The 25972-nt window shown below is 69.2% G+C and carries 14 protein-coding genes and 5 pseudogenes; 3 read left to right on the plus strand and 16 right to left on the minus strand.

The window, feature by feature from the left end:
* The 5 genes and pseudogenes from ACZ5WC_RS22310 to ACZ5WC_RS22330 all read right to left on the minus strand — a co-directional run bounded on the left by ACZ5WC_RS22310 (position 1) and on the right by ACZ5WC_RS22330 (position 12295).
* On the minus strand, positions 1 to 6645 hold the full coding sequence (locus ACZ5WC_RS22310; RefSeq protein ID WP_468542418.1) for an RHS repeat-associated core domain-containing protein: 6645 nt from the start codon (positions 6643 to 6645) through the stop codon (positions 1 to 3).
* A gap of 133 nt (positions 6646 to 6778) precedes the next feature.
* Positions 6779 to 7144, minus strand: coding sequence for a LamG-like jellyroll fold domain-containing protein (locus tag ACZ5WC_RS22315; RefSeq protein ID WP_468542518.1), 366 nt, complete (start codon positions 7142 to 7144; stop codon positions 6779 to 6781).
* A gap of 24 nt (positions 7145 to 7168) precedes the next feature.
* Positions 7169 to 10471, minus strand: a complete 3303-nt coding sequence (locus tag ACZ5WC_RS22320; RefSeq protein ID WP_468542419.1) for a LamG domain-containing protein — start codon at positions 10469 to 10471, stop codon at positions 7169 to 7171.
* A gap of 652 nt (positions 10472 to 11123) precedes the next feature.
* Positions 11124 to 11542, minus strand: a pseudogene (locus ACZ5WC_RS22325) (VOC family protein).
* A 138-nt stretch (positions 11543 to 11680) separates the two neighbouring features.
* Complete coding sequence (locus ACZ5WC_RS22330; protein WP_468542420.1) at positions 11681 to 12295, minus strand: GNAT family N-acetyltransferase; 615 nt, start codon at positions 12293 to 12295, stop codon at positions 11681 to 11683.
* On the opposite strand from ACZ5WC_RS22330, the gene ACZ5WC_RS22335 reads away from it, so the two are divergent.
* On the plus strand, positions 12270 to 12806 hold the full coding sequence (locus ACZ5WC_RS22335; protein ID WP_468542421.1) for a LysE family transporter: 537 nt from the start codon (positions 12270 to 12272) through the stop codon (positions 12804 to 12806). The two genes, ACZ5WC_RS22330 and ACZ5WC_RS22335, sit on opposite strands and share 26 nt — an antisense overlap.
* A gap of 31 nt (positions 12807 to 12837) precedes the next feature.
* On the opposite strand, the gene ACZ5WC_RS22340 is transcribed toward ACZ5WC_RS22335, so the two are convergent.
* From ACZ5WC_RS22340 to ACZ5WC_RS22350, 3 genes and pseudogenes are all read right to left on the minus strand, one after another.
* The gene (locus tag ACZ5WC_RS22340) at positions 12838 to 13038 is read right to left on the minus strand and encodes a hypothetical protein (protein WP_468542422.1); all 201 of its coding nucleotides are present in this window, start codon (positions 13036 to 13038) and stop codon (positions 12838 to 12840) included.
* Between the two features lie 74 nt (positions 13039 to 13112).
* Positions 13113 to 14074: pseudogene (locus ACZ5WC_RS22345) on the minus strand (NAD(P)/FAD-dependent oxidoreductase).
* A gap of 97 nt (positions 14075 to 14171) precedes the next feature.
* A complete protein-coding gene (locus tag ACZ5WC_RS22350; RefSeq protein WP_468542423.1) occupies positions 14172 to 14585 on the minus strand; it encodes an ATP-binding protein in 414 nt (137 codons plus the stop codon).
* 113 nt (positions 14586 to 14698) lie between these two features.
* On the opposite strand from ACZ5WC_RS22350, the pseudogene ACZ5WC_RS22355 reads away from it, so the two are divergent.
* Together ACZ5WC_RS22355 and ACZ5WC_RS22360 are read left to right on the plus strand one after the other, a co-directional pair.
* Positions 14699 to 15493: pseudogene (locus tag ACZ5WC_RS22355) on the plus strand (helix-turn-helix domain-containing protein); the annotation flags it as partial.
* Between the two features lie 41 nt (positions 15494 to 15534).
* On the plus strand, positions 15535 to 15807 hold the full coding sequence (locus ACZ5WC_RS22360) for a DUF397 domain-containing protein (protein WP_468542424.1): 273 nt from the start codon (positions 15535 to 15537) through the stop codon (positions 15805 to 15807).
* Here ACZ5WC_RS22360 and ACZ5WC_RS22365 read toward each other — a convergent pair.
* The 8 genes and pseudogenes from ACZ5WC_RS22365 to cimA all read right to left on the minus strand — a co-directional run bounded on the left by ACZ5WC_RS22365 (position 15797) and on the right by cimA (position 25795).
* The gene (locus ACZ5WC_RS22365) at positions 15797 to 16675 is read right to left on the minus strand and encodes an AraC family transcriptional regulator (protein WP_468542425.1); all 879 of its coding nucleotides are present in this window, start codon (positions 16673 to 16675) and stop codon (positions 15797 to 15799) included. The two genes, ACZ5WC_RS22360 and ACZ5WC_RS22365, sit on opposite strands and share 11 nt — an antisense overlap.
* Before the next feature lie 230 nt (positions 16676 to 16905).
* Positions 16906 to 17139, minus strand: a complete 234-nt coding sequence (locus ACZ5WC_RS22370; protein ID WP_468542426.1) for a hypothetical protein — start codon at positions 17137 to 17139, stop codon at positions 16906 to 16908.
* Positions 17140 to 17146: 7 nt separating this feature from the next.
* Positions 17147 to 17695 (minus strand): hypothetical protein, encoded by a 549-nt coding sequence (locus ACZ5WC_RS22375; protein WP_468542427.1) that lies wholly within the window; start codon positions 17693 to 17695, stop codon positions 17147 to 17149.
* Between the two features lie 124 nt (positions 17696 to 17819).
* Positions 17820 to 19199, minus strand: a complete 1380-nt coding sequence (locus ACZ5WC_RS22380; RefSeq protein WP_468542428.1) for a hypothetical protein — start codon at positions 19197 to 19199, stop codon at positions 17820 to 17822.
* A 67-nt stretch (positions 19200 to 19266) separates the two neighbouring features.
* The gene (locus ACZ5WC_RS22385) at positions 19267 to 22383 is read right to left on the minus strand and encodes a glycoside hydrolase family 3 N-terminal domain-containing protein (protein ID WP_468542429.1); all 3117 of its coding nucleotides are present in this window, start codon (positions 22381 to 22383) and stop codon (positions 19267 to 19269) included.
* Between the two features lie 231 nt (positions 22384 to 22614).
* Positions 22615 to 23178, minus strand: a pseudogene (locus ACZ5WC_RS22390) (ATP-binding cassette domain-containing protein); the annotation flags it as partial.
* Positions 23179 to 23269: 91 nt separating this feature from the next.
* Positions 23270 to 23901: pseudogene (locus ACZ5WC_RS22395) on the minus strand (LacI family DNA-binding transcriptional regulator).
* A 286-nt stretch (positions 23902 to 24187) separates the two neighbouring features.
* Positions 24188 to 25795: a citramalate synthase gene (cimA, locus tag ACZ5WC_RS22400; RefSeq protein WP_468542430.1), complete on the minus strand. Its 1608-nt coding sequence runs from the start codon at positions 25793 to 25795 to the stop codon at positions 24188 to 24190.
* Between the last annotated feature and the right edge of the window lie 177 nt (positions 25796 to 25972).

Consider the following 25972-nt stretch of genomic DNA (forward strand, 5'->3'; position numbering starts at 1 on the left):
TCACTCCGGAGAATCCCAACTCTTCCAATTGATCCACTCACTGTACGGTATATGCCCTGCAGCGTGTCCACTCTTCAGAGTGCCACCTTGGACCTGAGGTAGCGGCCTGCCATCGCGGCCAATTATAGAGCCACCGCTATTAATCACAACATGATCTACCTTCTGAGAGTCCGCACCATTTGGATCACCTCTATCAATCCTAATACTTGCCTGCTTCGGCCCTCTCCAGACGAACCCGTATTTGATTGACCCGCCCTTCTTCACAGAAGCTCTCATGCTTCGAGTCATCTCAGGGCCGCTCCAACCGGCTCCACGCGGTACCTTCCCCGCGGCACCTTCAGGGAACCAACCGACGCCGTAAGACTTGGGGAGGCCTGCCGCGCCGCCCTTCACACCAGGTCGACGTGCTGCACCGCCCAAACCGAACACGGCAGCCAAAGCACCCGGAACCAGGTAACTATCGGACGTCGTATCCATCCCTTGTTCAGCAGCCCAAGCATCGTATTGGGCCCCGAGGTCACACCCTCCGGCCTCCTGGTTGTCACCCCAGCAGTCCTGATTCAACGACGTGTACAGAAGCTCCGCCGCGCCCGCCGCATTCCTCAGCAAGCCAAGAAGGGATTCTCCGACAGGGTCAGGTTTGTGTAGAGACACACAACCGTAGTTCCCGCAAACCATCCCGCCGGGCCCGACAACAAAAGGAGCATCGCCACCATCGCCACCGTTGGTCCCCCCGGAGCCGCCGGTAGGCACCGTGCCGTTGTAACCCGGACCGCCGTCTCCGGGCGGCGAGCTGCTGTTGATCGGGAACGACGGGTCGGGCTTGCCGCTGTTGTTGCCCGGCTGGCACCTGCCGTTGCCCGGATCCAGGCAGGTCCCGGTCGGGTCGGAGTTCGTGGCCGGGGACTGGCCGGCGTAGCTGTAGCCGTTGAGCGTCTGGTGCTTGTCGATTTCGAGCAGCGGGTCGACGCTGATGAACTGGCCGGTACCCGGGTCGTACTCGCGTGCGCCGATGTGCGTCAGGCCCGTCGCGGAGTCGGCCGGCTTGCCGAGGAACGCCTTGTCGTCCGGCCAGGTTGTCGGCTTGGCTCCGCGTGGAGCGCCGAACGGGGTGCTGTAGCGCTTCGAGACCGCCTGGGTGGTGGCGTCGGTCGCGACACTGCTGGTGCCGTGGTGGTCGGCGGCGAGGAAGCTGAGCTTGGTGCCCGCGGTGCCCGACGTGGCCGTGCGGACGGCGAGCGTCTGGCCCGCGGCGCTGTAGTAGCGGGTACCGGTGACCTTCTTCGCGGTGCCCTTGACGGTGAGGCGCACCTCGGTCGATCCGAGGTAGAGGACCGTGTCCCCGTCCCCGGTCGCGCGGCGGATCAGCAGTTCCCCGTCCGCGTCGTACAGGTAGCTGGTGCCCAGTGCGGGCTTGCCACCAGTCGCCGGTTCGGTGGTGGAGGCCAGTTTGCCCTCGGTGTTCCAGGCCAGGGTCTGGGTGGCCTGGGTGCCGGGGCGGGTGGTCGTGTTGCCGGCCTGGTCATAGCCGTACGTGGCGGCTTTCGCCCCGGTGGTCTTCACCAGCGGGTGAGGCTGGCCGGTCGGCGTCTTGTACTCGTAGCCGGTGGTCGCGGCGCCGGTTGCGGTGTGAGCGGTCTCGGTGCTGCGCTGGCCCGCGCTGTTGTACGTGTAGCTCGTCCAGTACGGTGCCGCGCCGTCGAGGTTGGCCGTGCTGCGGCCGGAGGTGGCACAGTCGGCGGACTTCGGGGTCCAGGCCTCGGTCATGCGACGGTGTGCGTCGTAGGTGAAGCACTGGTTGTCGGCCTTGGCAGTGCCGCCCAGCGTCGTGGGGTCGAGGATCGACAGGACGTTCCCGGCGTCGTCCCGGGCGAAGTTGAGGTCCTGGAGCATGTACGGGTGGGTCTGGTCCGTGACATGGCTGCGGGTGAGGCGGCCGGTGCCCGGTTCGTACTTGTTGGTGATGTAGGTCTTCTTCGCGCCCGCCCCCAGCGAGAGCTGTTCGACCTGGCCGATGGCGGAGTACGCCACGCCGAGGAGGTAGGTGCTGGCACCCGAGAGTTCCGTGACCAGGCCGGTGGAGTCGTACTTGGGCGAGATGATCTCAGCGGCAAGGCCCCCGGCGCCCGGCTCCTTGGTGTTGGCGATGCTCCCGTCCGGGAGGTAGGCCGTGCCGAAGGTGAGAGTGGACTTGACGGCCCCGGAGGTGACCAACGGATCGTCGGTCGGCAGCACGACGTCAGTGCTGGTGGCCCGGCCAAGCGTGTCGTAGGCCGTGACCTGTTTCGTGTACTTCCTGCCGGCGGTTCCGCCGACGTAGCGGGTGGACGCGTCCGGCTGTCCCTTGAGGAGCGTGTCGTACGTCCAGTCAGCGAGCTTGTTCGCGTCTGACTTCGCGGTCTGCCACAAACCCGTCTTGCGCCCCAGCTCGTCGTACTCGTACAGAAGCTTCGCGTTGCGCGAGTCCGTGGTGACGCCGATCTGGTCCAGGTCGGTGTACTCGGTGACGGTCCTGCCCTTGTCCGGGTCGGTCACGTTGGTCTCGCGGCCGAACAGGTCGTAGGAATAGGTCCACTTGGCGTCGTCGATACCGGTGATCACCGACGGCTTGCCGTCACGGGTGTAGTCGTACTTCACCCGGGTGTACGGGGTGCCAGTCGCAGCTCCGTACGCCGTGTCCGCCGGTGTCGTGCCCCCGTACGTGCGCGTTTCGGTGGTACGGCCCAGCGCGTCGGTGATGGTGCGCGTGGCGTTGCCGCCCTTGGCCGCGGTGGTGGCGATCGAGTCCCCGGTGTAGCTGGTGGTGGTGGACCACCGGTCCTCACCGAACACCGTGAACGTGGTCGTCGTGGGCCGGGCCGCCGCGTCGTATGCGGTCCGGGTCAGGGCCGGGGTGTGGGCGTAGGAGGCACGGGTGTAGGTGCCGTTCGGGCCTTTCGTGTTGTCGTAGATGTCGGCGTACGTCTCGTAGGCGAGTCCGCGAGAGTCGTAGCGGGTGTCGGTGAGGATGCGGCCGCCGAGGGGGGATTCGGTCTGGGACTGGATCGGACGCAGCAGGGCATCGGCGATGGCGAAGCTGGTCCGGTAGTTCTGGCCGTCGGCCCTGAGGGTGCTGACGGAGCTCCAGGGCTGGCTGCCACGCGCGATGTTGTAGTCGTACTTCGCCGATGGCGTGTCGATGCCCTTGGTCCGGTTGGGTGCCCAGGTGGCCGTGACGCGCCCGATGGCGTCGTAGGTGCTCTCGGTCTTCTTAAGGTTGGCGTCGAGCGTTCTGACGACCGATCCTCGTGCCGGGTCCAGGTAAGTGTACGACTTGTGGATCTTGCCGTTGGAGGAGGTGAGTTTGGGTGCCGAGACGATGGTGGCGGTCAGCGGACCTGCCGCGGCGGGGTAGTACGCGGTGGAGGTGACGTAGCCCTTGGCGTTGGTGACGGTCAGAGGGCGGCCGAGGGTGTCGTGGGTGGTCTTGGCGACGGTCTGCCAGCCGCCGTTCGCCGCGGGGTGTCGGTCACTGGTGCCTGCGGCAGCCGGGTAGGCCTTGGCCCTCCCGGACCACGTGGCGAGCCCGCGGGTCGGGCTCTGCGAGGCGGACCAGCCGGTCGCGGACGGGGTGTCATAGACGACCGCGGTGTCGGAGAGCACGTCTCCACGGGTCTTGGAGTTCGCGGGGAGGTTCAGCTTGTCATCGGTGATGGGCGCCCGTGCGGAGTCCAGGCAGGCTGATCCGACGACGCGTGTGCGGGAGACGAGGTTGGTCAGCCCCTTGGCGGGATTGCGGGCGTACCACGTACGACTGCATGTCTCGTCGCCGGTCTTGGCCTGGTCGCCGATGGCCTCGGTTCGAGTGACCATTCCGTAGGTGGCGTCGTAGGTATGGGCGGTGTAGCCGCGACGCCAGGTGTTGCTGACAGGCAGGTAGGTGTACTGGGTTGTGCGGGAGGTACGTACGAAGTACGCCTTGGTGTTGGCATAGGACCGCTGCTGGCTCGCGGTCACCTTGTTCCAGATGCTGTTGAAGGCTACGGACACCGGCTGGCTGCCGTTGTAGGTGATTTCCTGACGCAGGAATCCGGCGTACTGCTCATAGTCGGTGGCATCCGAGGCGTTCAGGCCCGCGACGTCGATTCCCAGGACCTTCGCGCTACGGGTCGTGCCGTCGAGGCGCTTGTCCTTGTGCATGCCCTGCATGTAGAGACGCACCGTCTTGGACTGCGGGTGGTCGGTGTCACCGGTGTACGTGGTGACCTTCTGGTAGCCGCGCCAGTTGGACCAGGTCCGCTCGTCCTCGGCGGTGAAGGGGTCGTTGTTGTAGTGCCAGCCGGGGTTCTCGTAGGTGTACGTGTTCTCCACCGCCGGGTTCTGGCCCGCGGGGTCGGATGTGGTGACGGCGAGGACGTTGTACTTGTGGAACCAGTCCAGTTGGGGGTCGCCGCCGTTGACCGGCCAGTACACCGGGTAGCAGGAGAGGTTGTTGTCGTCCTCGGCCTTCGGCATCTTGCTGCCCCGGACGCATTGCGGGTCGGAGAGGGTGACCGTGGTGATCGCGCCTGTCTCGGTGGTCACGGTGTTGATACGCGGGCGGGTCAGCGGGCGGATGTCGTCGGTGGCGTCGACCCGGTTGGGCCGCATGTGGTAGCCGAATTCCACCGGCGGCACGGTGACGGATCCGCCGTTCTTGCCGGTCCGCTGGAGCGACTTGAGGACCAGCGTCTTGTCCGAGAGGTTGCCGATGTCCCCGCCGTCCAGGAACTGGTACGCGAGCGCGTAGCTGTCCACCAGCTTGTACGCGTCGGGTTCGGCAGCCGTGGACCACACCCTCGTCTCGATGGAGGTGAGCATCTTGCGGGTGAAGAAGGACGGTCCGGTGGCCAGGCAGTCGGTCTCACCAGCCGTGCAGATGGCGTCGAACGGAACGTCCGGCCACCGCTTCGCGGTGTCCTCGGTCAGCGAGGAGCAGTCATCGGCGGTGCAGCGCTCGCTGTAGTCGAAGGACACCTTCCCGGACGCGTTGCCGGTGAACAAGGTGTCCGAACGCTGGCCGTACTTGATCTCGCGGAGGTAGCCGCCGCGCGTGTACTCGGCGAGCTTGGTCTTGTCGCCGTTCTTGGCGTAGTGGTTCGCTTCCGCCTTGTACCAGTAGGTGGAGGCGTTGCCGTGGACGTCGGTGACGAGGTCGAGGTTCCAGCGCCACGCCTGGGTCTTGGCACGGCCGGAGAAGCTGGTGCCGGAGGAGTAGCCGGGCTCGCCTGAGTCATCGCCGAAGACGGGGACGGTCCAGACGGAGTTTGTCCGCTCCGTGCCCGCACCGGGCAGCTTGTTCAGACCGAAGGTGTAGACCGTGCCGTCACCGGTGACGACCTTCCAGTACTCACCCTTGCCGTCGCCCTTGCCACCCGCGATGTCGTCGCCGTCGTCGCCGTTGGCGGCGCCCGTCTCGTGGGTGACCTGGGAGGCGTCATCGTTCTTCAGGCGCCAGACACCCGTGGTGTCGTCCTTGACGAGTTCGGTCGCCTTGCCGTTCAGAACGAGGGAGGCGTTCTCGTACTTCCAGCACTGGTCGGACTTGTCGTCCTGGCCGTCGTCCTCGCACGAGCCGTACTTGCGCTCGATGTAGGAGGAGGTGAGGTCGAATCCCTCACCCAGCATGGAACCCTGGTTGTTGGTGTTCGAGGTCCGGCCGTCGACGCTGCCCGAATCGTAGGAAACGGACAGCGAGGGCGCAGGACCGGCGGCTGCGGGCGGCACGCTCAGGGGGTAGGACCAGGTGAACGATCCCGACGAGCCGCCGGCCTCCCAACTGGAGGAGGAGGCGAGCGGCGTCGCCTTGTAGTCGCCCGCGCCGGACGCCGCAGTGGCGGAAGCCGTCACGGCGAAGACGGCCGCCGAGGACGTGCCGCCCTTGGCAGCGGCAGCCCGGGGTACGGCCACCTGTGCGGAGACCGTCTGCGCCACGGCGTCGTTCCGGGACGGCACGGCGGTCTGTGTTCGGCACTCCCGCTTCTGCGGGCTGGTCAGCACACAGGCGGGAAGGGACACGAGCCCGAGGCGAGAACCCCAGTTTCCGCCGATCGCGTCGGCGAAGGAGGAGTAGTCGACGGTCAGCCCGGCGGCGCCCGGCGAGTCCACCGCGGCGGTGAACACCACACCGGTGATGCCCGCGTTGCGAGCGGTCCTCTGGTCGAGAACGCTCACCTTGACGGTGCCGTCAGCAGTCGGTGCCGGCTTCGCCGCGCGGGCCGAGGCCTTGGTGAGGCGAGGCGCGGTCAGAGAGACGGGCCCGGCACCCGGTGCGCCCTGCTTGCCGGATATCTCCTGGTCGCTCCGGGAGGGCTTGGGCCAGCGAGCCGCGTGTTCACTGCGGGCCTGTGCCGCCTGCCTGGCGTTGAGGGCCTTGTTCTTCGCCACGCGCTCGCGCGCCTTGCTCGTCCCCAGGGCAGGGACAGCCGTGACCTTGCTGACCCGGGGTGCCGGAACGTCGGGACGTCCCAGGGGGTCTGCGGCTATCGCCATCGGCGTGAGTCCGGCGGGTACGGAGAGGGCGAGTGCCAATGCCCCGACCAGGGGTACACGGAACTTCCGGGTGCCACCGGAGCCGGAGCGGCCTGGCGTGGTGCGCCTCATGAAGGCGGGAAGGGATCGGGACACGGACACGTCTTCTCTCCGGGAGCGGCCGAACCGCTCGAAGGCGGGACAGCAGGGTGGAGTACGGGGAGGGAGGGCGTGGCCGGCTCGTACGGAGCCGGCCACGCCCGAGGTTTCGGGGCGCGGGGCGCAGAGTTCAGGTTCCGACGACGTCGGAGACCTGCTCGCTGTCGCTCAGCGCTCCCGCCCAGAGGCGGATGTCGCTGAGTCGGCCGGGGAGGAAATTGCCCCAGGATCCGAGATAGCCCTTGCCGACCGCGAGTTCACCGGTTCCGACCTGTGCGGAGTAGGCGATACCGTCGCTGGTCTGCTGGTCGGACGTGAGATACAGCTGGATCGTTCTGTCCTGCGCGTTGTAGACGCCGGTGAGGCGGGTCTCCGTATCCACCAGGGCTTCTTCCATGCTCTGCACGGATGCGCCGCTGCCGTCCGCGGTCAGGCGTCCGAAGTTCCAGCGGCCGACGGGAACGGTGACGGTCTTGGGGTTGCCGTTCTCGTCGATGACCGGATCGCCGTTCGCGTCGTACTACGGTTCCTGCCTCGTGCCGGTCTTCTCGAACCACAAGCTCCATGAGGAGCCGGTCGCGGTGCGCTGGCCCAGGACCTGGGCCTTGTAGCCGTTCGGCTTTGTCAGCACCTTCGCCCCATCCACCATCGCCTGTGTGGTCACGGTGAAGGAACCCGAGTCGTCGACCACCGGTCCAGGTGTCGTACCCGCTCCAGCAGTGCCGTCCAGCACCAGACCCTCATCGGTCAGCGAAGCGCCCGAAGAGAGGGCCAGGGCGCGGCCGTAGCCCGAGACACCGTCCGCGAGGGACGCCCCCGGCGCTCCGGCCGGGTTCCACGCGGCGACGAGTTCGACCGAGGCCTTGCCGTCGACAGCCAGAAGGGCGCTTTCCTGCGCTATCTGCGCCCCGGTCAGGGCCTCCTGCCATACAACTGCCTCGTCGATCACTCCGGGGAAGTAGTCCGTGTAGACGCCCGACCAGTGAACCCGGCCTATCTGCAAGGGTCCCTTGGCTGCCCATGGCGTGGTGAAGGCGGTGGATGCTTGCAGCTCGCCGTTGACGTAGAGGCTGATGGTCTTGTCGACGGCGTTGAAGACGCCCGCAAGGTGCGTCCAGACCTTCGGCACTGCCTCGTTCTTGGAAACGACGCGCTCGTACGGCCAGCTTCCTCCTGCGGGGGCGTCGACTGTGGCCTCCCTGAAGGTCCACTTCTTGAGGTTGTGCTCGTAACCCAGCAGGAAGGGGCTGCGGTTGACGCCGTCCTGGCCCATCACGGTGGCGTTGCGCGAGGGGGCGTCGATCCGGACCCATGCGGCGACGGTGTAGGAGGCTCGGGTGTCGATGACCGGTCCGGTGGTGGCCGCGTAGGACGTGGTGCCGTTCAGTTTGAGGCCGCTGTCGGTGGTCCTGACAGCAGGAGCGGTCTCGGTCGCGGGGGTGACGGTGACCTCGCCCCGGCGTCCCTGGTCGGCACGGGCCGCTCCACCGGTCAGGTTCGCGTTGTCCCGCAGACTCGGATCAGCGGTGGACGTGTCCAGAGCCGCGCCGGAAGCCTCGGCGAAGTTCCAGCGGGCGACGGGTCCGTCGCCTTCCTTCACCACGAAGTCGACGGAGTTGCCTGCGCCGGGGCCGTAATTGTCCTTCGCTTCGACGAACAGGGTCATCGTGCCGGAGACAGGAGGTACCGGGCTGATCTTCGCGGTGGCTCCCGGCAGGTAGGAGGACCAGCCCGAGCTGTAGGACCCGCTGGTCAGCTTGTAGCGGTAGCCGGTGTTCACATCGCCGGGCGCCGGGCCGAGCGTGAAGGAACCCGCCTTCCCCGGCTTGCCGTGCGGGACGCAGTCATTCGGCGTGCAGGGCGTGTAGGAGTCCATCCCGGTGCTGTTGAACGTGATGGTCGGTGGCTTCGGCGCTTTGCTGTCGATCTTGAAGTAGCACCAGCCCGTGGTGGACCCGTTGGAAGGCCCGGCCAGCCACTCGGAGCCGTAGTGGGACCGTGTCCATGCACGCATGCGCAGGAGTGTGTTCTCCGGCAGAGCAGGGGCAGTTGCTGTGACCTTCACATTGTCGCCGACGTATCCACTGCTGGGACGGACGATCTCGCTCATGGCGTTGACCCAGGTGCCGTCGCTCTGCTTCTTGTCCACGTCCATGGCCACCCGCAGCTTCGCGCCGGACTCACCGCCGGACACCGTCTGAGGTGTGGCTGTCAGATCGGGGGTGGCGTCGGTGACGATCGCCGGAGCGGACTCGACCGTGTTGCAGTCGTGGGACGTGCCCACCATGGGACCGATGTTGCTGGGCTTGGCCGGCTTACCCACGTAGTCGACGCTCAGGACGGCATCGTCGTCGAACCGCTTCCATGCGATCGTGTCGGACTCGTCCTTGGCCATCAGCATGAGCGTCAGCCGGGAGATCTTTCCGTCGGCGAAGCTGCGGACGGTCGGCGTCAGGTTCTCGTCGGGCTCCGGCGCGTAGTCGTGGAACTCGATGGGTGCGCGCGGCTGGGACGGTGAGCAACGGCTGCCACGGCCCGCCGACACCTTACGGTCGCCCATCTGGTCCAGCTTCTTGGGGCCGGGCCACTTCGACGACGACGAGATGTTGTTCGTACGCTCCAGGTCGACCCAGCGCGCGTCGCAGGAGAACGACCACGTCTCCGTGACGGCGAAGGTGGCGTCCAGGACGTGCTTGCCCTTGAGCTTTCCGGGGGCGAACTCGAAGTACATACGGTTCACATAGCCGTTGCCGCAGTAGTACGAGACGCCTCCGATGACCGCCGATCCGCACTTGCCGACGCTCATACCGTTCTTGCCACCGGAGAAGTTCCAGAACACATCACCGTCCGAGGAGAGCACCGTGCGCTCGGATTCGTTCAGTTCGACCGGCGGGTCGATGTAGAGGGGGAAGTCCTTCTCTTCGGTGCTGGACAGCATCTCGGCGTCTGGCTCGACCGTCATCGTCGAGTTCGTGAGCTTCAGGTCCATCACCGAGGAGTCGTCACCGGGCTCGGGACCGGCCAACCGGTCGCCCTCTTCGGTCGGGCCAGCAGCGACGGGCTGATCCGTACCGGATTCGGCGGGAGCGGCGAGGTAGAGCGAACGCCGGGCCGGGGCGGGGGCAGTGCCGTCGCCGGCGGAATTCCACATACGGGCCGCGGGTGAACGGAACACCGGTCGGCCGTTGCCGTCCAGAGCGTCCAGTCCCCCGCCGGCTCCGGCTTGGACCGTGAGGTTCTCCGCCCCGAACTGGTACTCGATGGCCTTGAGCGCCGGGTTCGCCGCCGCTTGGGGGGTCTTCACCTCCAGTACCTGCCGGAAGCCCTCGACCGTCGCGGTGAGAATCAGATTCACGTCCGGCAGGACGTCCTCGTAGACCGCGTGTTCTCCGTCGAGACGCGGCGCGGGCAGCGAGCCCGGCCAGCCGAGGGACACGGACTGCTCGCCCTTGGCGATGGTGACGAGGTCCGCGCCGTCGCCCCCGGCGGAGAACGAAACGTCCACAGCTGCCGCCGCCGGACCGACCGACCCGTCCGTGTCGCGTACCAGGGTCGGGTCGGGTTCAACCCATTTCCCTTCGCGAGCCACGCGGACCGGAGTGATCGACTTCTCCAGGGTGAACGTCGTCCCGTCCGGGTTGGCGAAGACCGTCTCCCGCTCGGAGCGCTCCTCCACAACCTCCACACGTTCGCCCGCCGTCACGGCAGCGGCCGAGGCGCGCAGCTCCGGCGACCCTGAAGGGGCTGGAAGGGCAGGCAACGCCACTGCCTGCGAGTTCAGCGCCGGCACCACGCTCAGCACAGTGGCCAGAACAGCCGTCACGCACACACCGTGACGCGCTCGACGCCACACCCCACCCGTCACAAACCCGCCCCGTTTCCCACATGGCCTTCACGAAAGTCAGCCAAATATCTGGGGTTGCAGTGGACCCGTCAAGTGTGATCCGGCTCACCATCACAATGCGTAGCGATAGCAAAGATGGGCGAGTTCGACCGAAGGGAGACGCTAGGGTCGCTTATGCGAAAACGGACCGGCCGGTTGGTCAATGCGGTAACTCGTCGTGAGGCAAGCAGATTTGACACGAACACGCGGATACGGATCTTGCGAGGCTTCCTCGTACCCATCACGCGGAGTTCCTGTAGGCAAACGTGGCCGGATGCGCCTGCTTGGCTCCCTCGCGCCGAGCCTGGCCATCGTCGAGGCTCAGGCTCGGGCACGTCATCGACCGGCGTGGTGCAGGAATCGCCGTAGCAGACGGTGATCCCTCGCGTTCTCAGAGGCTGTCGGTGGCCTCGGGTCGGACAGGGGGCGCGGTCCGGTGCGGGTGATTCCCAGGCGGAGGAGGGAGGCGACGCGGGGCGTCGTCGACTGACGACAACGCCACAAGCACGCGTGCTGGGACGTGACCGCACGGCCCGAGGCCACTCGCCAGCCTCTCAGGAGCGGGATGTGGCGAGCCCGCCCCGGCGCACCGTCAGTCGGCGAACGACGACCACGTCCGGCCGGACAGCACCAGCAGGTAGCCGTCCGGGGCCTGAAGCGTGACGCCCCAGGTGTCCCAGTACGGATTGTGCGCGGGCACCCTCGTGCCGCCGTGCTCTTCGAGCCGCTCCACGAGAGCGTCCGGCACCTCTTCGCCGAGGTAGACCACCAGCAGGTCCTCGGGGGGGGCGGGCGTGGTTCCACCGGGGCCGCCGGATGGTGGACGAGTTCCAGGTGCCAGGCGGCGTCCGGCCAGCCGACCATGAGCAGCGAGTGGTGGCCGGGAGTGCCGTCCGCCTCGTGGCGGTACTGGACGCCGAGGCCGAGCCCCGCGACCCAGAAGCGTTCGGCCGCCCCCAGGTCGCGGGACGGGCGGGCGATGCGCACATGGGCGGTGGCGTACTCCGGCATCGGATTCCTTCCGGTTCGACGCATGGCCTCCCGTGGACCGGCTGCTCGTCCCCGTACCGTACGAAGCGGACGACCACGCGCGCATCGGGCGCTCGTCCTGGGTCCCCAGTCGTATCTCGTCCTGGGTCCCGAGTCGTATTACGCGTCGGCCGGGCGCGGTTCGCGTCGCATGACCCACAGCAGCGGCCCGTCCCCCGGAAGCCGGGTCTCCCCCAACACCGTGAAGCCGAAGTGCTCGTAGAACGGCAGGTTGTCCGGCTTGGAGGACTCCAGGTACACGGGCAGCCCCGCCGCGTCGGCCTTGGCCAGTCCGGAACGCAGCAGAGCCGCCCCGTGCCCCTGGCCCCGCGCGGCCGGGTCCGCACCGACCACCGCCAGGTACCAGTGCGGTTCCTGGGGCCCGTGCTCGGCGGCCGCCGCGACCGCGTCCCGGAACAGGGGTGCCCGGTCGCCGAGGATCTCCTCCAGCTCCGCGACGGTCTCCACGTCGGGAACGGCCTTGGCCTGGCCCTCCGGGGGCACCCAGAACGCGGCCGCCGACGCGGTGCGTTCGCACACTCCGTGACGGGCGTACTGCCGGGTGAAGATCGTGGTGAAGTAGCGGACGAGGTCGGGCTCGCGCGAGGCCGCGCCGGGGAAGAACCAGCCCATCATCGGGTCGTCCGCGAAGGCGCGGGCCAGGGTGCGGCTGATCGGCTCCGCATCGTCGAGCGTGGCCGCCTGCGGCGTGTTCGTTATCGACATACAGGTCATTCTGCACCTCGATGATCTTGAGCGAGGGGGCGGGGCAGGAGGCGCCGTCGTCGCGGGCTCCACGATCACGCCCTTCATCGAACCGGCGACGCTTCCCCTGCGCTGGGCCTCCGCCTCGGTGCTCATCGTGCTTGCCCTCCGGGGTGCCGTCACGGCCGTACACCAGTACCGCCGACGGCGGACGACCCGCGCCGACGACAAGCCGCCCCTCACTCCCGTAAGGGCCTACACGGGGCTGCTGGCCATCACGATGATGAACCCGATGACCGTGATCTACTTCGCGGCACTCGTGCTCGGCAGCGGTACCACAGCGACTGCGGGACCCACGGAGAAGGCCGCATTCGTTCTCGCCGCTCCTACGGCGTCCGCCAGTTGGCAGGCGCTGCTCGCCGGTGGCGGAGCACTGCTGGGCCGCGCGTTGACCGGAAGCCGCGGGCGGCTCATCACCGCTGTGGTCTCCAGCGGCCTGATCACCGCGATCGCTGTTCACCTCGTCGCCTCGGCAACCTGATGCGGCCCACATCCCGCCCGCCCACGCGGGCTCAGTAGCGCGAGGCCACCCACAGAAGGATCGGCGTCACCAGCAGGACCAGAGCGACCACGGCCAGAGCGACGATCACCATCACCGTCACCCCGCAGCCCGTCACGATTCCGGCGTGCGCCTTCGCCTTGAGCACCTCGGCTTCCACGTCGGCGTTCCCATCGGCCCCATCGCCGTCGTACCAGTCGTATGGCCGCATCATCGCCCCCCCCTGCGGTTCACAGTAGAACCGGCGGCGATCACCGAAGCCTCCGCCCCTCCTCTCCTCTCCTCCGCTCACCCCCTGCGGGCCGCGACCGCCAGCCGGGTGTCCTCGGCGATCAGGTCCCCGTTGATCGCGCCCCCCCCCCGCGAAGGCCTGCCGCCGCCGCGCCGATGACCTGTTCGGTGAGGTTGGTGACGTTGCCCGCCGCCCAGACGCCGGGGGCCTCCGTCGCACCGGTCGGGTCGGCCGCGATGTACGAACCGATCACCGTGCCGCCCATCTCCTGCGCGACCGGCACCAGGCCCAGGGACTCCAGGACGGCCGAGCGGGCCGTGAAGCGGGCCTGAACCACCAGCGCCTCACGCGGAATCACCTGTCCGGACACCAGTCGTACGCCAGTGAGGCGGTCGTCCGTGATCTCCAGGCCCGCCACCTCCCCGTCCACCACCGCCACGCCCCGGGCCGCCAGCTGCTCGTACTCCTCGTCCGACGGCTCGGGACCCGTGTGGCGGAAGAGTGTGATGTCATCGCTCCACTGCCGCCACATCAGCGCCTGATGCACGGACAGGGGGCCTGCGCCCAGCACACCGACCGGGCGGTCCGCCACCTCGTGGCCGTGGCAGTACGGGCAGTGCAGCACCTCCCGGCCCCAGCGCTCCACCAGGCCGGGCACAGGCGGCAGTTCGTCGACGAGCCCCGTCGTCACCAGGAGCCTCCGCGCCTCCACCGTGCCGCCGCCGTCCACCCCCACCCGGAAGCCCCGCTCCCCCGGAAGCCGCTCGGCCGCGACCACCCGGGCCTCGACGACCTCCGCCCCGTACCCGGTCGCCTCGCCCCGGCCGATCGCCAGCAACTCCCCGGGCGGGGTCGACTCCCGGCCCAGGTAGTTGTGCACATGGGACGCGGGAGCGTTGCGGGGCGCTCCCTCGTCGATCACCAGGACGGAGCGCCGGGCCCGCGCCAGGGTCAGCGCCCCGCTCAGACCGGCCGCCCCGCCGCCCACGATCACCACGTCGTACCGCTGCTGCTTCACGTCGCTCCTCCTTCGTCACCTGCGGATCACCTCCGCTCGATGGCGAGAGTGCGCCCAGGGGGGCCGAAACGACAAACATCCTTGCCGAAACAGCAAGTCAGCCGATACTGAACTCGCACCACACGACCTTGCCGGGGTTCCGCTCGGCCACGCCCCACTGGTCCGCCACCGCCGCGACCAGCAGCAGCCCGCGCCCGCCCTCCTCGTCGACCCCCGGCACCCCGCCCACCGGGCGCACCTCGCCGTCACCGCTGTCGTGCAGTTCGACGCGGATCATGTTCTCGATCCGCTCCAGGTAGATGTGGACCTTGAAGCCACGCCCCGGCGGTACGCCGTGCCGGAGGGCGTTGGTCGCCAGCTCGGTTACGCAGAGCAGCACGTCGTCGGCGCGCTCCTCGCACTCCCAATCGATCAGCGCCTTGCGGGTGAACTTGCGTACGACCGGGATCGACCTGCGCTCCCGGCAGTAGAAGGCGGCGCGGTAGTACGGGAGTTGGGTTGCCTCGTTCATGCTTCCACGCTCACACGGTGTAACTAGGCTTCAGCAGAGCGGAGAGACGTACAAAAGCTTTTGTACGGGTTCTGACGGGTTGACAGCGGGACCGGAACGGGGAGAGCCAGGTCATGCAACCGGGAAAGCAGAGCAGCATCAGGCGAGTTACTTCGTGGCAGTTGGTCGGGGCGCAGCTGCGCCACTTCCGAAAACTCGCCGGGCTGACACAGGCCGCCCTCGCCGAGCAGCTCGGGGTGGGCGAGGACACCATCGCTTCGATCGAGCAGGGGCGGCGGGCGCTTCAGCTGGACCTGGCCGTCCAGCTCGATGAACTACTGGAAACCAAGGGCGTGCTACGGGTCGCGGTGGAGCGGATTCCTCGGAAGGAGCGCTATCAGGCGCTGGTCAAGGACTTCGTGCAGTACGAGCAGGCAGCGTTGAGCCTGCTCTGGTACGAGCCCCAGCTCGTCCCGGGACTGCTCCAGACCGAGGCGTACGCGCGCTTCGTGTTCGGCTGCAACTACCCGCCGATCGAGGAGGAGGAAATCAAGGAGCGAGTCACGGAGCGTCTCAGCCGCCAGAAGATTCTGGAGCGCAAGCCCAGGCCCGTCCTCCACTTCATCCTGGAAGAGAGCATTCTGCACACCGAACTGGGTGACCCCGGAATGATGCGGGAACAGCTTCTCCATCTGCGACGCTGCATGGATCTGCCATTCGTCAGCATCCAGATCATGCCTCGGAGCACCCCTCGGCACGCTGCGCTCGCGGGCCCTCTCGTCCTGCTGGAGACGCCCGATCACGATCAGCTCGCCTACATCAGCGGCCAGTTGCGCGCAGAGCTGTACGACGAGCCGGCCGATGTCAGCACTCTTATGCAGCGGTATGGGATGCTGCGCTCCCAGGCGCTCACCGTCGAGGCGAGCACCCGGCTACTGGACGCACTGCTTGACGCACTGCTTGGAGAAACATGTCCCGCGCAGCACACCCCGCCCCCGGGCCCATCGCCCTCCACTGGTTCAAGTCCAGCTACAGCGACGGCGACGGGGGCGCCTGCATTGAGGTCGCGTACCACTGGCACAAGTCCAGCTACAGCGACGGTGACTGCGGAAACTGCGTAGAGGTCGCCGCCCACCCCTCCGCCGTCCACATCCGCGACTCCAAGGTGACCGACGGCTCCATCCTCACCGTCGAGCCCGCCACCTGGGAATCCTTCGTGCGCGGCGCTCAGCTCAACCCGTAGGCTGCTCCGACCGTTCCACGGGAATCCACAGCTCCGCCTCCGCCCGCTTCCCATCCCCGGAGACCTGAACCCGCAGGATCTCCGGGCCCGGTCTGGAGGCGTACGGGTTCGACGGGAACCACTGCGTGAACACGTCCCGCCAGAGGTACTGAAGGGCGAGCGGGAACGCGCCCTCGTTCTCGAAGACCGCCCACATCCCGGCCGGTACGGTCAGGGCGTCCAGGTCCATCGGCGGCTCCGCGCTCGTCACCACCCCGTGGTAGTAGTCGAGTTCGGTGCCTTCCGCGCGGCTGGGATCGAGCTGGTCGCTCACGCCGACCAGCCCGGCCGGGTCCTGGTCGGAGAGGGCCGCGATGTGCTCCAGCGTCTCCTTGCCGATGCCCCGGATGAACTCCGCGATCGCCGGGTTAGGGCCCTCGTGGATCAGGGGGACCCGGGCCCTCTTCCCCACCACGCGGAATTCCTCTTTCTCCACCAGCTTGTAGTGCATGTCCGTGCTCCCTTCGACGACGAGTCGGAAGGTCAGGCGTTGCTGGGACCGCAGGGTCGCGCGGGTACGTCTCGCCTCGCCCGGTCCGATGCCGTGCACCGCCCGGAACGCGCGGGCGAAGCCCTCCCCCGTGTCGTAGCCGTACCGCACCGCCACTTCCAGCAGCGTGCGGTCGGGGGCGCCGAGCACCTCGGCGCCCGCGAGGGTCATACGGCGTCGGCGGATGTACTCCGCGAGCGGGACGCCCGCCAGCGCGGAGAACATCCGGCGGAAGTGGTACTCCGACGTCATCGCGATGCGCGCCAGCTCCGCGGCCTCGATGTGCTCACCGAGGTGCGCCTCGATGTGCTCCATCGCCTCGTTCAGTCGTTCCAGCAACCCGCTACCTTCCCCTTCTTCCTTTCTCGTTCACCGTAGGAAGGGTTCAGCCTGCCGCACCCGACAGATCCGGGCCCGGGTCGGTCGGGTAGGTCCGACCGATCCGGGCGCTGTCGACGGGCACCAGCATGCGATGGGCGCGGCACGTCCTCGCGCCTTGCCGGATTCCGGCAGTCTTCAGCGCGGAACGTGGTGAGTAGTCCTGCGGGGGCTCAGCTGAGCACGGGGGCTCAGCTGAACCGGGCCTCGGAGACCGTCGTGGTCACCGTGCCAGCGGTGGAGGTCGTCGTGTCCGCCGCGCCGTCGACCAGCTTGCCGAGGTCGCCGACGTTGTCGAGTGCGCCCAGCGAGACGGGCGGTTCGGCCGCGTGGGCCGAGTCCCCGCCTCCCGGGTGCGGGCTGATGGCGGCGATGACGGCCCCGGTGGCGAGAGTGACAGCGGCAAGTACGCTTCGCTTCTTCATGCCGGGTTCAACGGCTCCCCCCGGTAAAAGGCACGCCCGTCTTCTGTGCACGGTCCGCCCGGCGCAGTTCTCCGGCCGCCAGCACGGTGCAGGCCGCGGTGACGAGGAGCAGGCCGGGGATCGCGAGCATCATCCGGAGGCCGCTCTCCTGGAGGGCCCGGTACTCGCTCTCCGGGATCTCGACCGTGCCGCGCGGGCTCGTGTCGTAGGCGTAGTACCGGCCGTCCCTCGCCTCGGGGGCCTGGAGGTCCGTCCCCGCCATGTCGAGGGCCAGGATCGCCGCGGCCGACACGGCCAGGACCGCGAGTCCCGCCTGTGTCCTGGCGGGAAGGCACCGGAAAGCCCGCCACATCGTGCCCCGGTCCGCGCCCGTCAGGACAGTACGCGCCACGGCCGTTACGAAGATCAGGAGGGCGAGCGCGAATGCCGTCACCACCGGCCACTGCGCCTCGCCCCACGGCAGCGTTCCCGGCAGCCAGGTCAGTGCGGCCAGCGTCAGGATCACCGCGCCCAACCCCGCCGCGACGCCCCCGTGCAGTTTGCATGTCCACCCCATGCGCCGCAGCCTCGCACAGGGCCGGTCTCCGGCTCTCCCCCGGGGCCCGAGCCCCGAGCCCCGGGCCCCGGCTGAGGGGATCGGCCGGAACCCGGGACGCTTGGAATCCTGGACGCCTGGGCGCTCAGAAACCGCCTCCGTCGAAGCCTCCGCCCCCGAAGCCTCCGCCGTCGCCGAAGCCGCCCCCGCCGAAGCCGGAGGAGTCGAAGTCAGAGCCGGAGAAGTCGCCGCCGCCCCAGTCGCCGCCGGCGCCGCCGCCGAAGTCACCGCCGCCGTACTCGGAGGCGTACGCCGGGGTCGCGAGCATCGAGCCGAGCATGGTGCCCATGAGGAGGCCGGGGAGCAGGCCGCCGCCGAAGTAGCCGCCTGCCCAGGGGCCGTAGGCCGGGCCCGCCTCCCAGTACGGGCGGCGGTTGCCGTCGCCCACGTCGACCGTACGGCTCATGGGGTCCTCGCCCCGGCTCAGGCGCACCTCGTCCGCGCCGCAGACCGGGACCTCGCGGGCCGCGCCGCCGGACGGGGTCCACAGGACGTCCGTGACCGAGGGGCCGTGGCGCGGGTCGAAGAAGCACGGCGGGCGGCGGGCAGGGAGTTCCGCGCCGCTGCGGCGGGCTTCCAGGACCGCGAGGGCGTAGCGGCCGTCCTCCAGGGACTGGGTGACTCCGCGCACGTCAGAGGGGTGCGCGGCCTTGTCCATCTTGGTCTTGGCTCTCTCGTAGGAGTCCAGGGCCCGTTCGTAGTCGGTGCGCATGGTGTCGTCCGCGCCCGGTTCCGCGGGGTGGAAGTCCAGGCGCTCCAGGGTTTCGCCGTACGCGGTGATGTCCTCGTCGACGACGACCCGGAGCTTGTCGAGCGCGATGCGCTCCTCTTCCTCCTTGCGGCGCTTGTTGCGGCGGGAGATCGCGTACGCGCCCGCACCTCCCGCTGCCACCAGTGCGCCGAGCGTGATCAGGCCGGAGACCGGGGCTCCCGGGTCGTCGGCCGCGCCGCCGCCGGACCAGGATGCGGGGGCCGTGCCCCTGGCCTGTTCCACGGCTCTGTCGACGAAGGCGTTGAGCTGGGCGTTCGTGTCCGTGGCGATGGCGGGGTTCTCCACGGAGGCCGTGAGGTTCTGCACCGCCCGCAACGGCATGACCTGCGGGTCCGCGCCCGCGTCGAAGCCGTCGCCGAGCCGGACCGCGTAGACGCCGGTGATGCCGGTGTCGCTGCGCAGGGTCTGGAGAAGGCCTTCCTCAGGGAAGGCCTCGGTGTCGGGCAGTACGGCCACGAACACCGGCTTGTCGGCGTCCGTGATCTTGTCTTCCAGGGCCTTCTCGTCAGCGACGGAAAGCTGATCGCGGGCGTCCGGGTCCACATACACCGGGTCGTCGCGCAGGGCCTGGGCGGCGTCCTGGATGGTCGCGGCGGGGGCGGCGGCCGACGCAGGGGAGGTCAGGGCGAGTACAGCCGCTGCCAGGATGAGCAGCAGGCCCGCCAACAGCGAGGGGAAGAGCCTTTTCCTCATACTTAACGCTACTCCAGGCGGGCGAAGAACGGCGTCGCCCGCCTGGAGCACTCGGTCGTTACGCGGCCTACGCGGCTCGGTACGCCGTACGCAGCTTGGCCACCGCGCCCGTCAGATCGCCCGTGAGCAGCAGGTGGTCCGCCTCCGCGAACGGTTTCGACACCGCCTGGGTGAACTGCCCGTTGATCCTCTGCTGGACCAGCAGCCTCGCCCGGTCCACGATCGCCTTGCCCGCCGGGGTCCTGCCCAGTTTCGCCCTCTCGGCGACCTGGGCGGCCACGGCGAGGGCCGCGAGGGTCAGCTGACCGCCGGCCGGCGGCTTCCTCAGGGTGGTCAGGCCCCAGCCGTACGGGAACTGCGGGTCGTACGCCGTGTCCCCCACGTTGATCGGAAGCTGCGCCTCCGACTTCGGCCAGGTCACCGGGAGCTGCCCGGTGAAGGGGCGCTTGCCGTAGAGCACGTCGGCCACGCCGTCGCCCTCGGAACCCGGCAGCCAGGAGGCCACCAGCGCGTCCATGTCCCCGAGCTGGTCGCCGATGAGCTGCGGGCGGCCCGAGACGATCAGGACCGCGCATTTCATGGCCGCGCAGACCTTGTCCACCGCCGCCTTGTCGGCGTCGGTCAGCTCCAGGTCGTGTCCGTTGCCGACGTCTCCGATGCCTTCGGCGTACGGGGTCTCCCCGACGACGACCACGCCCACGTCGTGTCCGTCCGTGGCGGCGGAGGCGTCCCGCGAGTACGTGACCGAGTCCGGGTCGCTCGCCGCCTTTCTCATGCCCTCAAGGATCGTCGTGCCCGGGGTGATCTTCCCGGACGAGCCCTGCCAGCTGATCGTCCAGCCGCCGGCCTGGTTGCCGATGTCGTCGGCGTTGGACCCGGCGACGTACACCTTCTGGGAAGGCTTGAGGGGCAGGACCGCCCCCTCGTCCCCGTTGCCGTTCTTCAGCAGGACCTGCGACTTCGCCACCGCCTCGCGGGCCACCGCACGGTGTTCGGCCGAGCCGACCTCGTCCAGGTGGGTGGTGTCCGCGTACGGCTTCTCGAAGAGGCCGAGGCGGAACTTCTGGGTGAGGATGCGGGAGACCGCGTCGTCGATCCGGGCCCGGCTGATCCGGCCCGCCGCGACCTCTTCCTTCAGCGTCCTGGTGAAGTCCTGGTACGCCGTCGGGACCATGATCATGTCCAGACCGGCGTTGACCGCCGTACGGACGTCGCTCGGGTAGTCGCCGGGGATCTGGTCGATGGCCTGCCAGTCGCTGATCACGAAGCCCTCGAAGCCCATCCGGTCCTTGAGGACGCCGTTGATCATCTCGGCGTGGGCGTGCATCTTCACCGGGCCCCGGCCGTCGCCGATGATGTCGAGCGAGGAGTACGAGGGCATGATCGTGCCGACGCCCCGCTTGACCGACTCCGCGAACGGGGCCAGGTGGACCGCCTCCAGTTCCTGGCGGGTGACCTTGGTGATGCCCTGGTCGGTCGTGTACGAGCCGGTGGTGGATGAGCCGTATGCGGTGCCGCCGTCGCCGACGAAGTGCTTCGCGCTGCCGAGCACCTTGTCATTGCGGTGCAGGTCCTTGCCGGAGGGGCTGCCCTGCATGCCCTGGATGACGGTCTCCATGGCCTCGACGAGCGCCGGGTCCTCGCCGAACGCCTCGTACGACCGGCCCCAGCGCTCGTCACGGGTGACGCAGACGCAGGGGGCGAAGTCCCACGGGACGCCGGTGGAGCGCACTTCCTTGGCGGTGATCGCGCCGGTCCGCTCGGCGCTCCTGGGGTCGCGGCCCGCGCCGATGCCGATGTTGTGCGGCATGATCGTGGCGCCGACGACGTTGTTGTGGCCGTGCACCGCGTCGACGCCGTAGATCAGCGGGATCTGGAAGCGGGTGGCCCGGGCGCGCAGCTGGTAGGCGTCGACCATCTTCGCCCAGGCGGCGGCCGTGTTGGGGGTGGGGACCGAGCCGCCGCCGGAGAGCAGCGAGCCCAGGTCGTAGGCGGCGATGTCCCCGGGGGCGCGGAGCGCGTTGCGCTCGGCCTGGGTCATCTGGCCCGCCTTTTCGGCGGGTGACATGCGTGCCAGCAGGTCCGCGACCCGCTGCCGCACGGGCAACTCGGCATTCTGGTAGGGGAGTCCGTGGGCGTCGATGACGACCTGCGGGTTCTCCCGGGGAGCCTTCGCGCCGGTGACCGTCAGCTCCAGGGGGATCGTCTTCGCCTCGGAGGCTTCCGACGCCTTTGCCGTGCGGACGGCGAGCTTGTGCGTGGTGCCGGAGGGGGTGCCCGCGGGGAAGGTGTGGCTGCCGGTGACCGGGGTGTAGTCCTTGCCCGCCTCGGCCGTGCCGCCCTTCGTGGCGTAGGTGACGGTGACCGGTTCCTCGATGGGGACGGAGCCGGTGGTGGCGACGGAGATGGCCACCTGGGCCGTTTCGCCGTTCTTCAGCGGGTGGACCGCCGCGTCGGTGACCACGGCGGCCGTCAGGGCCGGGTCGGCCTTGCCGTACAGCTCGACGGCGTCGAGGGCGAATGCGCCGGGTGCGCCGCCGGGCAGTGTGAGGGCGTAGCCCCACATCTCGTTGAGGCCGAGGACCTGGTCGATGCCGCCGACGGGCTGGTAGTCGGTGCGGTATTCGAAGTCCGCGAAGGGGATCTCGACGAGCTGCCAGCCCTCCCAGTCATCGGTGAAGGAGGAGGTCCACAGCTCGGACGCGCCGCCGTTGGCTCCGCCGTCCTTGATCTCGAAGTTGATCCGCTTGCCCGAACCGGGCGGCAGGGGCGCGGTGTTCTGGCCGTACCACCAGAAGCGGATGCCCTGGTGCGCGGTCCAGTCCTGCGGCGGGGTGTCCACGGCGAACTCATGGCTGAACCCGCCGTACGCGCTTATGTCGTAGGAGCCTTCGAGGACGTGTCCGCCCTCGGGGGCGTCGGCACGCTCGGCGATCTCCAGCCGCGGGTGGTCGTCCGCGTCGCCGCCCCAGGTGAAGATCGCGTCGGCGGGCGGGGTGCTGCCGAGCGGCACCTCGCCCTCGAAGCGGTCGATGAGGACGGGGGCCGGGTCGTCGGCGGCCGCGACGGCGGTGCTGGTGGCCGGTCCGGCGAGCAGGGTGGCCAGGACGGCCACGGCGGCGAAGGCGGCCGTAGCGGGTCCGCTTCCGCGGGGGCGGGAGCGGGGGTGCGGGATGCGGGGCATGGGAGCGCTCTCTTCTCGGGGTGGAGTTGCTCGGGGAGTTGCCGGGCGTGCCCTGGCGCTTCTGGTGGGTCAGGCGGTCCCGGCGCGGGTGAGGTTGATCGGGTCGCGGTAGAGCCGGGCGGCCATGCCGTCGGCGCGGCGGCACGCCTCGCGGTCGGCCTCGCTGTCCGTCTCGGGCGTGGCGGTGCCCAGGTTGAGGGTGCTGCCCAGGGCCAGCTCCAGGGGGCTGCCGCCCGCCGCGTCCCGCGGCGCACCGGCGGCCGGTCCCTGGCCCAGGAGCAGGTGGTGGACGGCGTGCGGGGCCGCGCCGAGGTCGCGGCGCGGGTGCAGGTCGCAGTCGGCGGGCATCGCGGACAGGCGGGGCGGAGAGCCGGGGATACCGGTCGGTTCGCGACGGGGGCCGTGCGCGGCGGCGAAGGAGTGGAGCAGCCCGTCGCCGTGGCGGATCTCGCGGTAGATCTCCGCCGCGCCCGCCTCCTCCACGATGCGGCCCCCGTACATGATCGCGATCCGGTCCGAGAATTCGATCAGGAGCGGGATGTCGTGGGTGATGAACACGACCGAGAAGTCCAGCTGTTCCCTCAACCGGACCAGCCGCCGCGGGATCTGCCGCTGCGTCACGTCGTCCAGCGCGGTGGTGGGCTCGTCCATGACGACGATCTCGGGTTCCAGGGCGAGGGCCATCGCGATCACCACGCGCTGCCGCATGCCGCCGGAGAGCTGGTACGGGTAGCGGCGAGCGCCACCACGGCGGTGCCGGCGGCGACCGCCCTGAGGGTGGTACGACGGCGTACGGACATGGCGACTCCAGGAGGGGGCTGCCGGGTCGGGGAGATCCGGCGGGCGGAAGAGTGCGAAGCGGGGCGCGGCCGGGCGGCCGGGTCGCTCACGGCGCCGAGTGGCGCACGACCAGTTCGGTGGGCAGCACGGCCGGGCCGTCGGGTACGGGCGTGCCGCCGAGGCGGGAGAGCAGCATCCGGGCCGCCGTCTCGCCCATCCGGCGGGTGGGCCGGCACACGGTGGTCAGCGGCGGTTCGGTGTGTTCGGCCATCGGGATGTCGTCGAAGCCGACGACGGCGATGTCGTCCGGGACCCGGCGTCCGGCGGCCCGCAGGGCGCGGAGCACGCCTGCCGCGCTGATGTCGTTGTGCGCGAAGGCCGCGTCGAACTCGGCGCCCCGTGCGAGGAGTTCCTCGACGGCGCGGCGGCCGCCGCGTTCGGTGAAGTCTCCCTCGACGACGAGATCGGTGGGCAGGACCGAGCGGTGTCGACGACGCCCTGGAGCAGTTCGCCCATCCACGGCCAGGTCAGCGAGGGCACCAGCATGCCGACCGTACGGCTGGAGCCGCGGGCGAGACCGACGGCGCCGGAGCTGGGCACATAGCCCAGCTGTGCGATCACTTCACGAACGCGGGCGGCCGTGGAACGGTGCACCTCGCCCTTGGTGTTGATGATCCGTGACACGGTCGTCCTGCTGACGCCGGCCTCACGGGCGACATCGGCGATGGTGACGCGCATCTGGTCCTCCAGAGGGCCTGGCAGGGCGGCAGGGCAGGCAAGGGGCAGGCAGGTGCAGGGCGGCGGGCATGCCGGGAGAGGCGTTCGGTGTCGGTTCCGGAACCGGCACCGGCGTTGCGGCTGGAGTCAACCGCGCCGATACAGAGCCGTCAATACTTCACGCCGAGATTGGGCAGATCTCAACTGCCGGGCGGACAGACGGCGTTGTGCGTTCATCTCTTGAACGCACAAGAGCCGCCGCCCCGGGATCGGGGCGGCGGCTCCGGCATGCCGCGGTCCGGCCGGGCTACTCCGTGGGCTCGATGCCCGCGCGCAGCAGCCCGTAGGTGTACGCGTCCTCCAGTGCCTGCCAGGACGCGGCGATGACGTTCTCGGCGACCCCCACGGTCGACCAGTCGCCCGTGCCGTCGCCCGTGGTGATCAGGACCCGGGTGGTGGACTCGGTGCCGGTGCGGCCCTCCAGGATGCGGACCTTGTAGTCGATCAGCTCCAGCTTGGCGAGCTGCGGGTAGATCCGTTCCAGGGCGACGCGCAGGGCCCGGTCCAGGGCGTTGACCGGGCCGTTCCCCTCGGCGGTGGCGACGATCCGCTCGCCCTTGGCCCAGAGCTTCACAGTGGCCTCGTTGGCGTGCGTGCCGTCGGGGCGGTCCTCGACGATGGCCCGCCAGGACTCCGTACGGAAGTAGCGCCGGGCCCGGCCCTCGACCTCGCCGCGCAGCAGCAGCTCGAAGGAGGCGTCGGCGGCCTCGTAGGTGTAGCCCCTCAGTTCGCGTTCCTTGACGCGCTCCACGACCCGGCCGACCAGGGCGCGGTCGTCGCCGAGGTCGACGCCGAGCTCCTTGCCCTTCAGCTCGATGGAGGCGCGACCCGCCATGTCGGAGACCAGCATCCGCATGGTGTTGCCGACCAGCTCCGGGTCGATGTGCTGGTACAGGTCGGGGTCGACCTTGATCGCGGAGGCGTGCAGCCCGGCCTTGTGGGCGAAGGCCGAGACGCCCACGTACGGCTGGTGGGTGGAGGGGGTGAGGTTGACGACCTCGGCGATGGCGTGCGAGATCCGGGTCATCTCGGCGAGGGCGCCGTCGGGCAGCACCTTCATGCCGTACTTGAGCTCCAGGGCGGCGACCACCGGGAAGAGGTTGGCGTTGCCGACGCGCTCGCCGTAGCCGTTGGCCGTGCACTGGACGTGGGTGGCGCCCGCGTCGACGGCGGCCAGGGTGTTGGCGACCGCGCAGCCGGTGTCGTCCTGGGCGTGGATGCCGAGCCGGGCGCCGGTGTCGGCGATGACGGTGGAGACGACGGCCTGGATCTGGGCGGGGAGCATGCCGCCGTTGGTGTCGCAGAGGATGACGACCTCGGCGCCCGCCTCGTGGGCGGTACGGACCACGGACTTGGCGTACGCGGCGTTGGCTCGGTAGCCGTCGAAGAAGTGCTCGCAGTCCACGAAGACCCGGCGGCCCTGTTCGCGCAGGTGGGAGACGGTGTCGCGGACCATCTCCAGGTTCTCCTCCAGCGTGGTGCGCAGGGCCAGCTCGACATGGCGGTCGTGCGCCTTGGCGACCAGCGTGATCACCGGGGCCCCGGAGTTCAGAAGCGCCTTGACCTGCGGGTCGTCGGCCGCGCTGCCGCCCGCCCTGCGGGTCGCGCCGAACGCCACGAGCTGGGCGTTCTCGAACGTGATCTCCTGCTGGGCGCGGGCGAAGAACTCCGTGTCGCGCGGGTTGGCCCCCGGCCAGCCGCCCTCGATGTAGCCGACCCCGAAGGTGTCCAGATGCCGGGCGATGGTCAGCTTGTCGGCGACCGTCAGGTTGATGCCCTCACGCTGAGCACCGTCGCGCAGTGTGGTGTCGAAGACATGGAAACTGTCGTCGGTGGCGTTGGCCTTGGTGGTCATGCTGAATCTGACTCCTGTCGGATGAGTGGATCCGGACGATCGGGCTCCACTTGCCCCCATCATCCCGCGCGCTCCTCCCCGGCCCGGGGTGCGGGCCGGAAAACGAAAAAACCCCTCGCGGGTGCGAGAGGTCTGCGCGCGGGTCTGGGGCACGATGTCCGTGCCGTACGGGGTGGT

It is taken from the genome of Streptomyces sp. NPDC033165 (genome assembly GCF_055577965.1).

Bases quoted from the DNA above. Each gene is read 5' to 3' on its own strand.
- ACZ5WC_RS22360 (WP_468542424.1), top strand. From the start codon at position 15,535: ATGTCCCGCGCAGCACACCCCGCCCCCGGGCCCATCGCCCTCCACTGG.
- ACZ5WC_RS22370 (WP_468542426.1), bottom strand. From the start codon at position 17,139: ATGAAGAAGCGAAGCGTACTTGCCGCTGTCACTCTCGCCACCGGGGCC.
- ACZ5WC_RS22380 (WP_468542428.1), bottom strand. From the start codon at position 19,199: ATGAGGAAAAGGCTCTTCCCCTCGCTGTTGGCGGGCCTGCTGCTCATC.
- ACZ5WC_RS22385 (WP_468542429.1), bottom strand. From the start codon at position 22,383: ATGCCCCGCATCCCGCACCCCCGCTCCCGCCCCCGCGGAAGCGGACCC.
- ACZ5WC_RS22330 (WP_468542420.1), bottom strand. From the start codon at position 12,295: ATGACCTGTATGTCGATAACGAACACGCCGCAGGCGGCCACGCTCGAC.
- cimA (WP_468542430.1), bottom strand. From the start codon at position 25,795: ATGACCACCAAGGCCAACGCCACCGACGACAGTTTCCATGTCTTCGAC.
- ACZ5WC_RS22375 (WP_468542427.1), bottom strand. From the start codon at position 17,695: ATGGGGTGGACATGCAAACTGCACGGGGGCGTCGCGGCGGGGTTGGGC.
- ACZ5WC_RS22340 (WP_468542422.1), bottom strand. From the start codon at position 13,038: ATGATGCGGCCATACGACTGGTACGACGGCGATGGGGCCGATGGGAAC.
- ACZ5WC_RS22350 (WP_468542423.1), bottom strand. From the start codon at position 14,585: ATGAACGAGGCAACCCAACTCCCGTACTACCGCGCCGCCTTCTACTGC.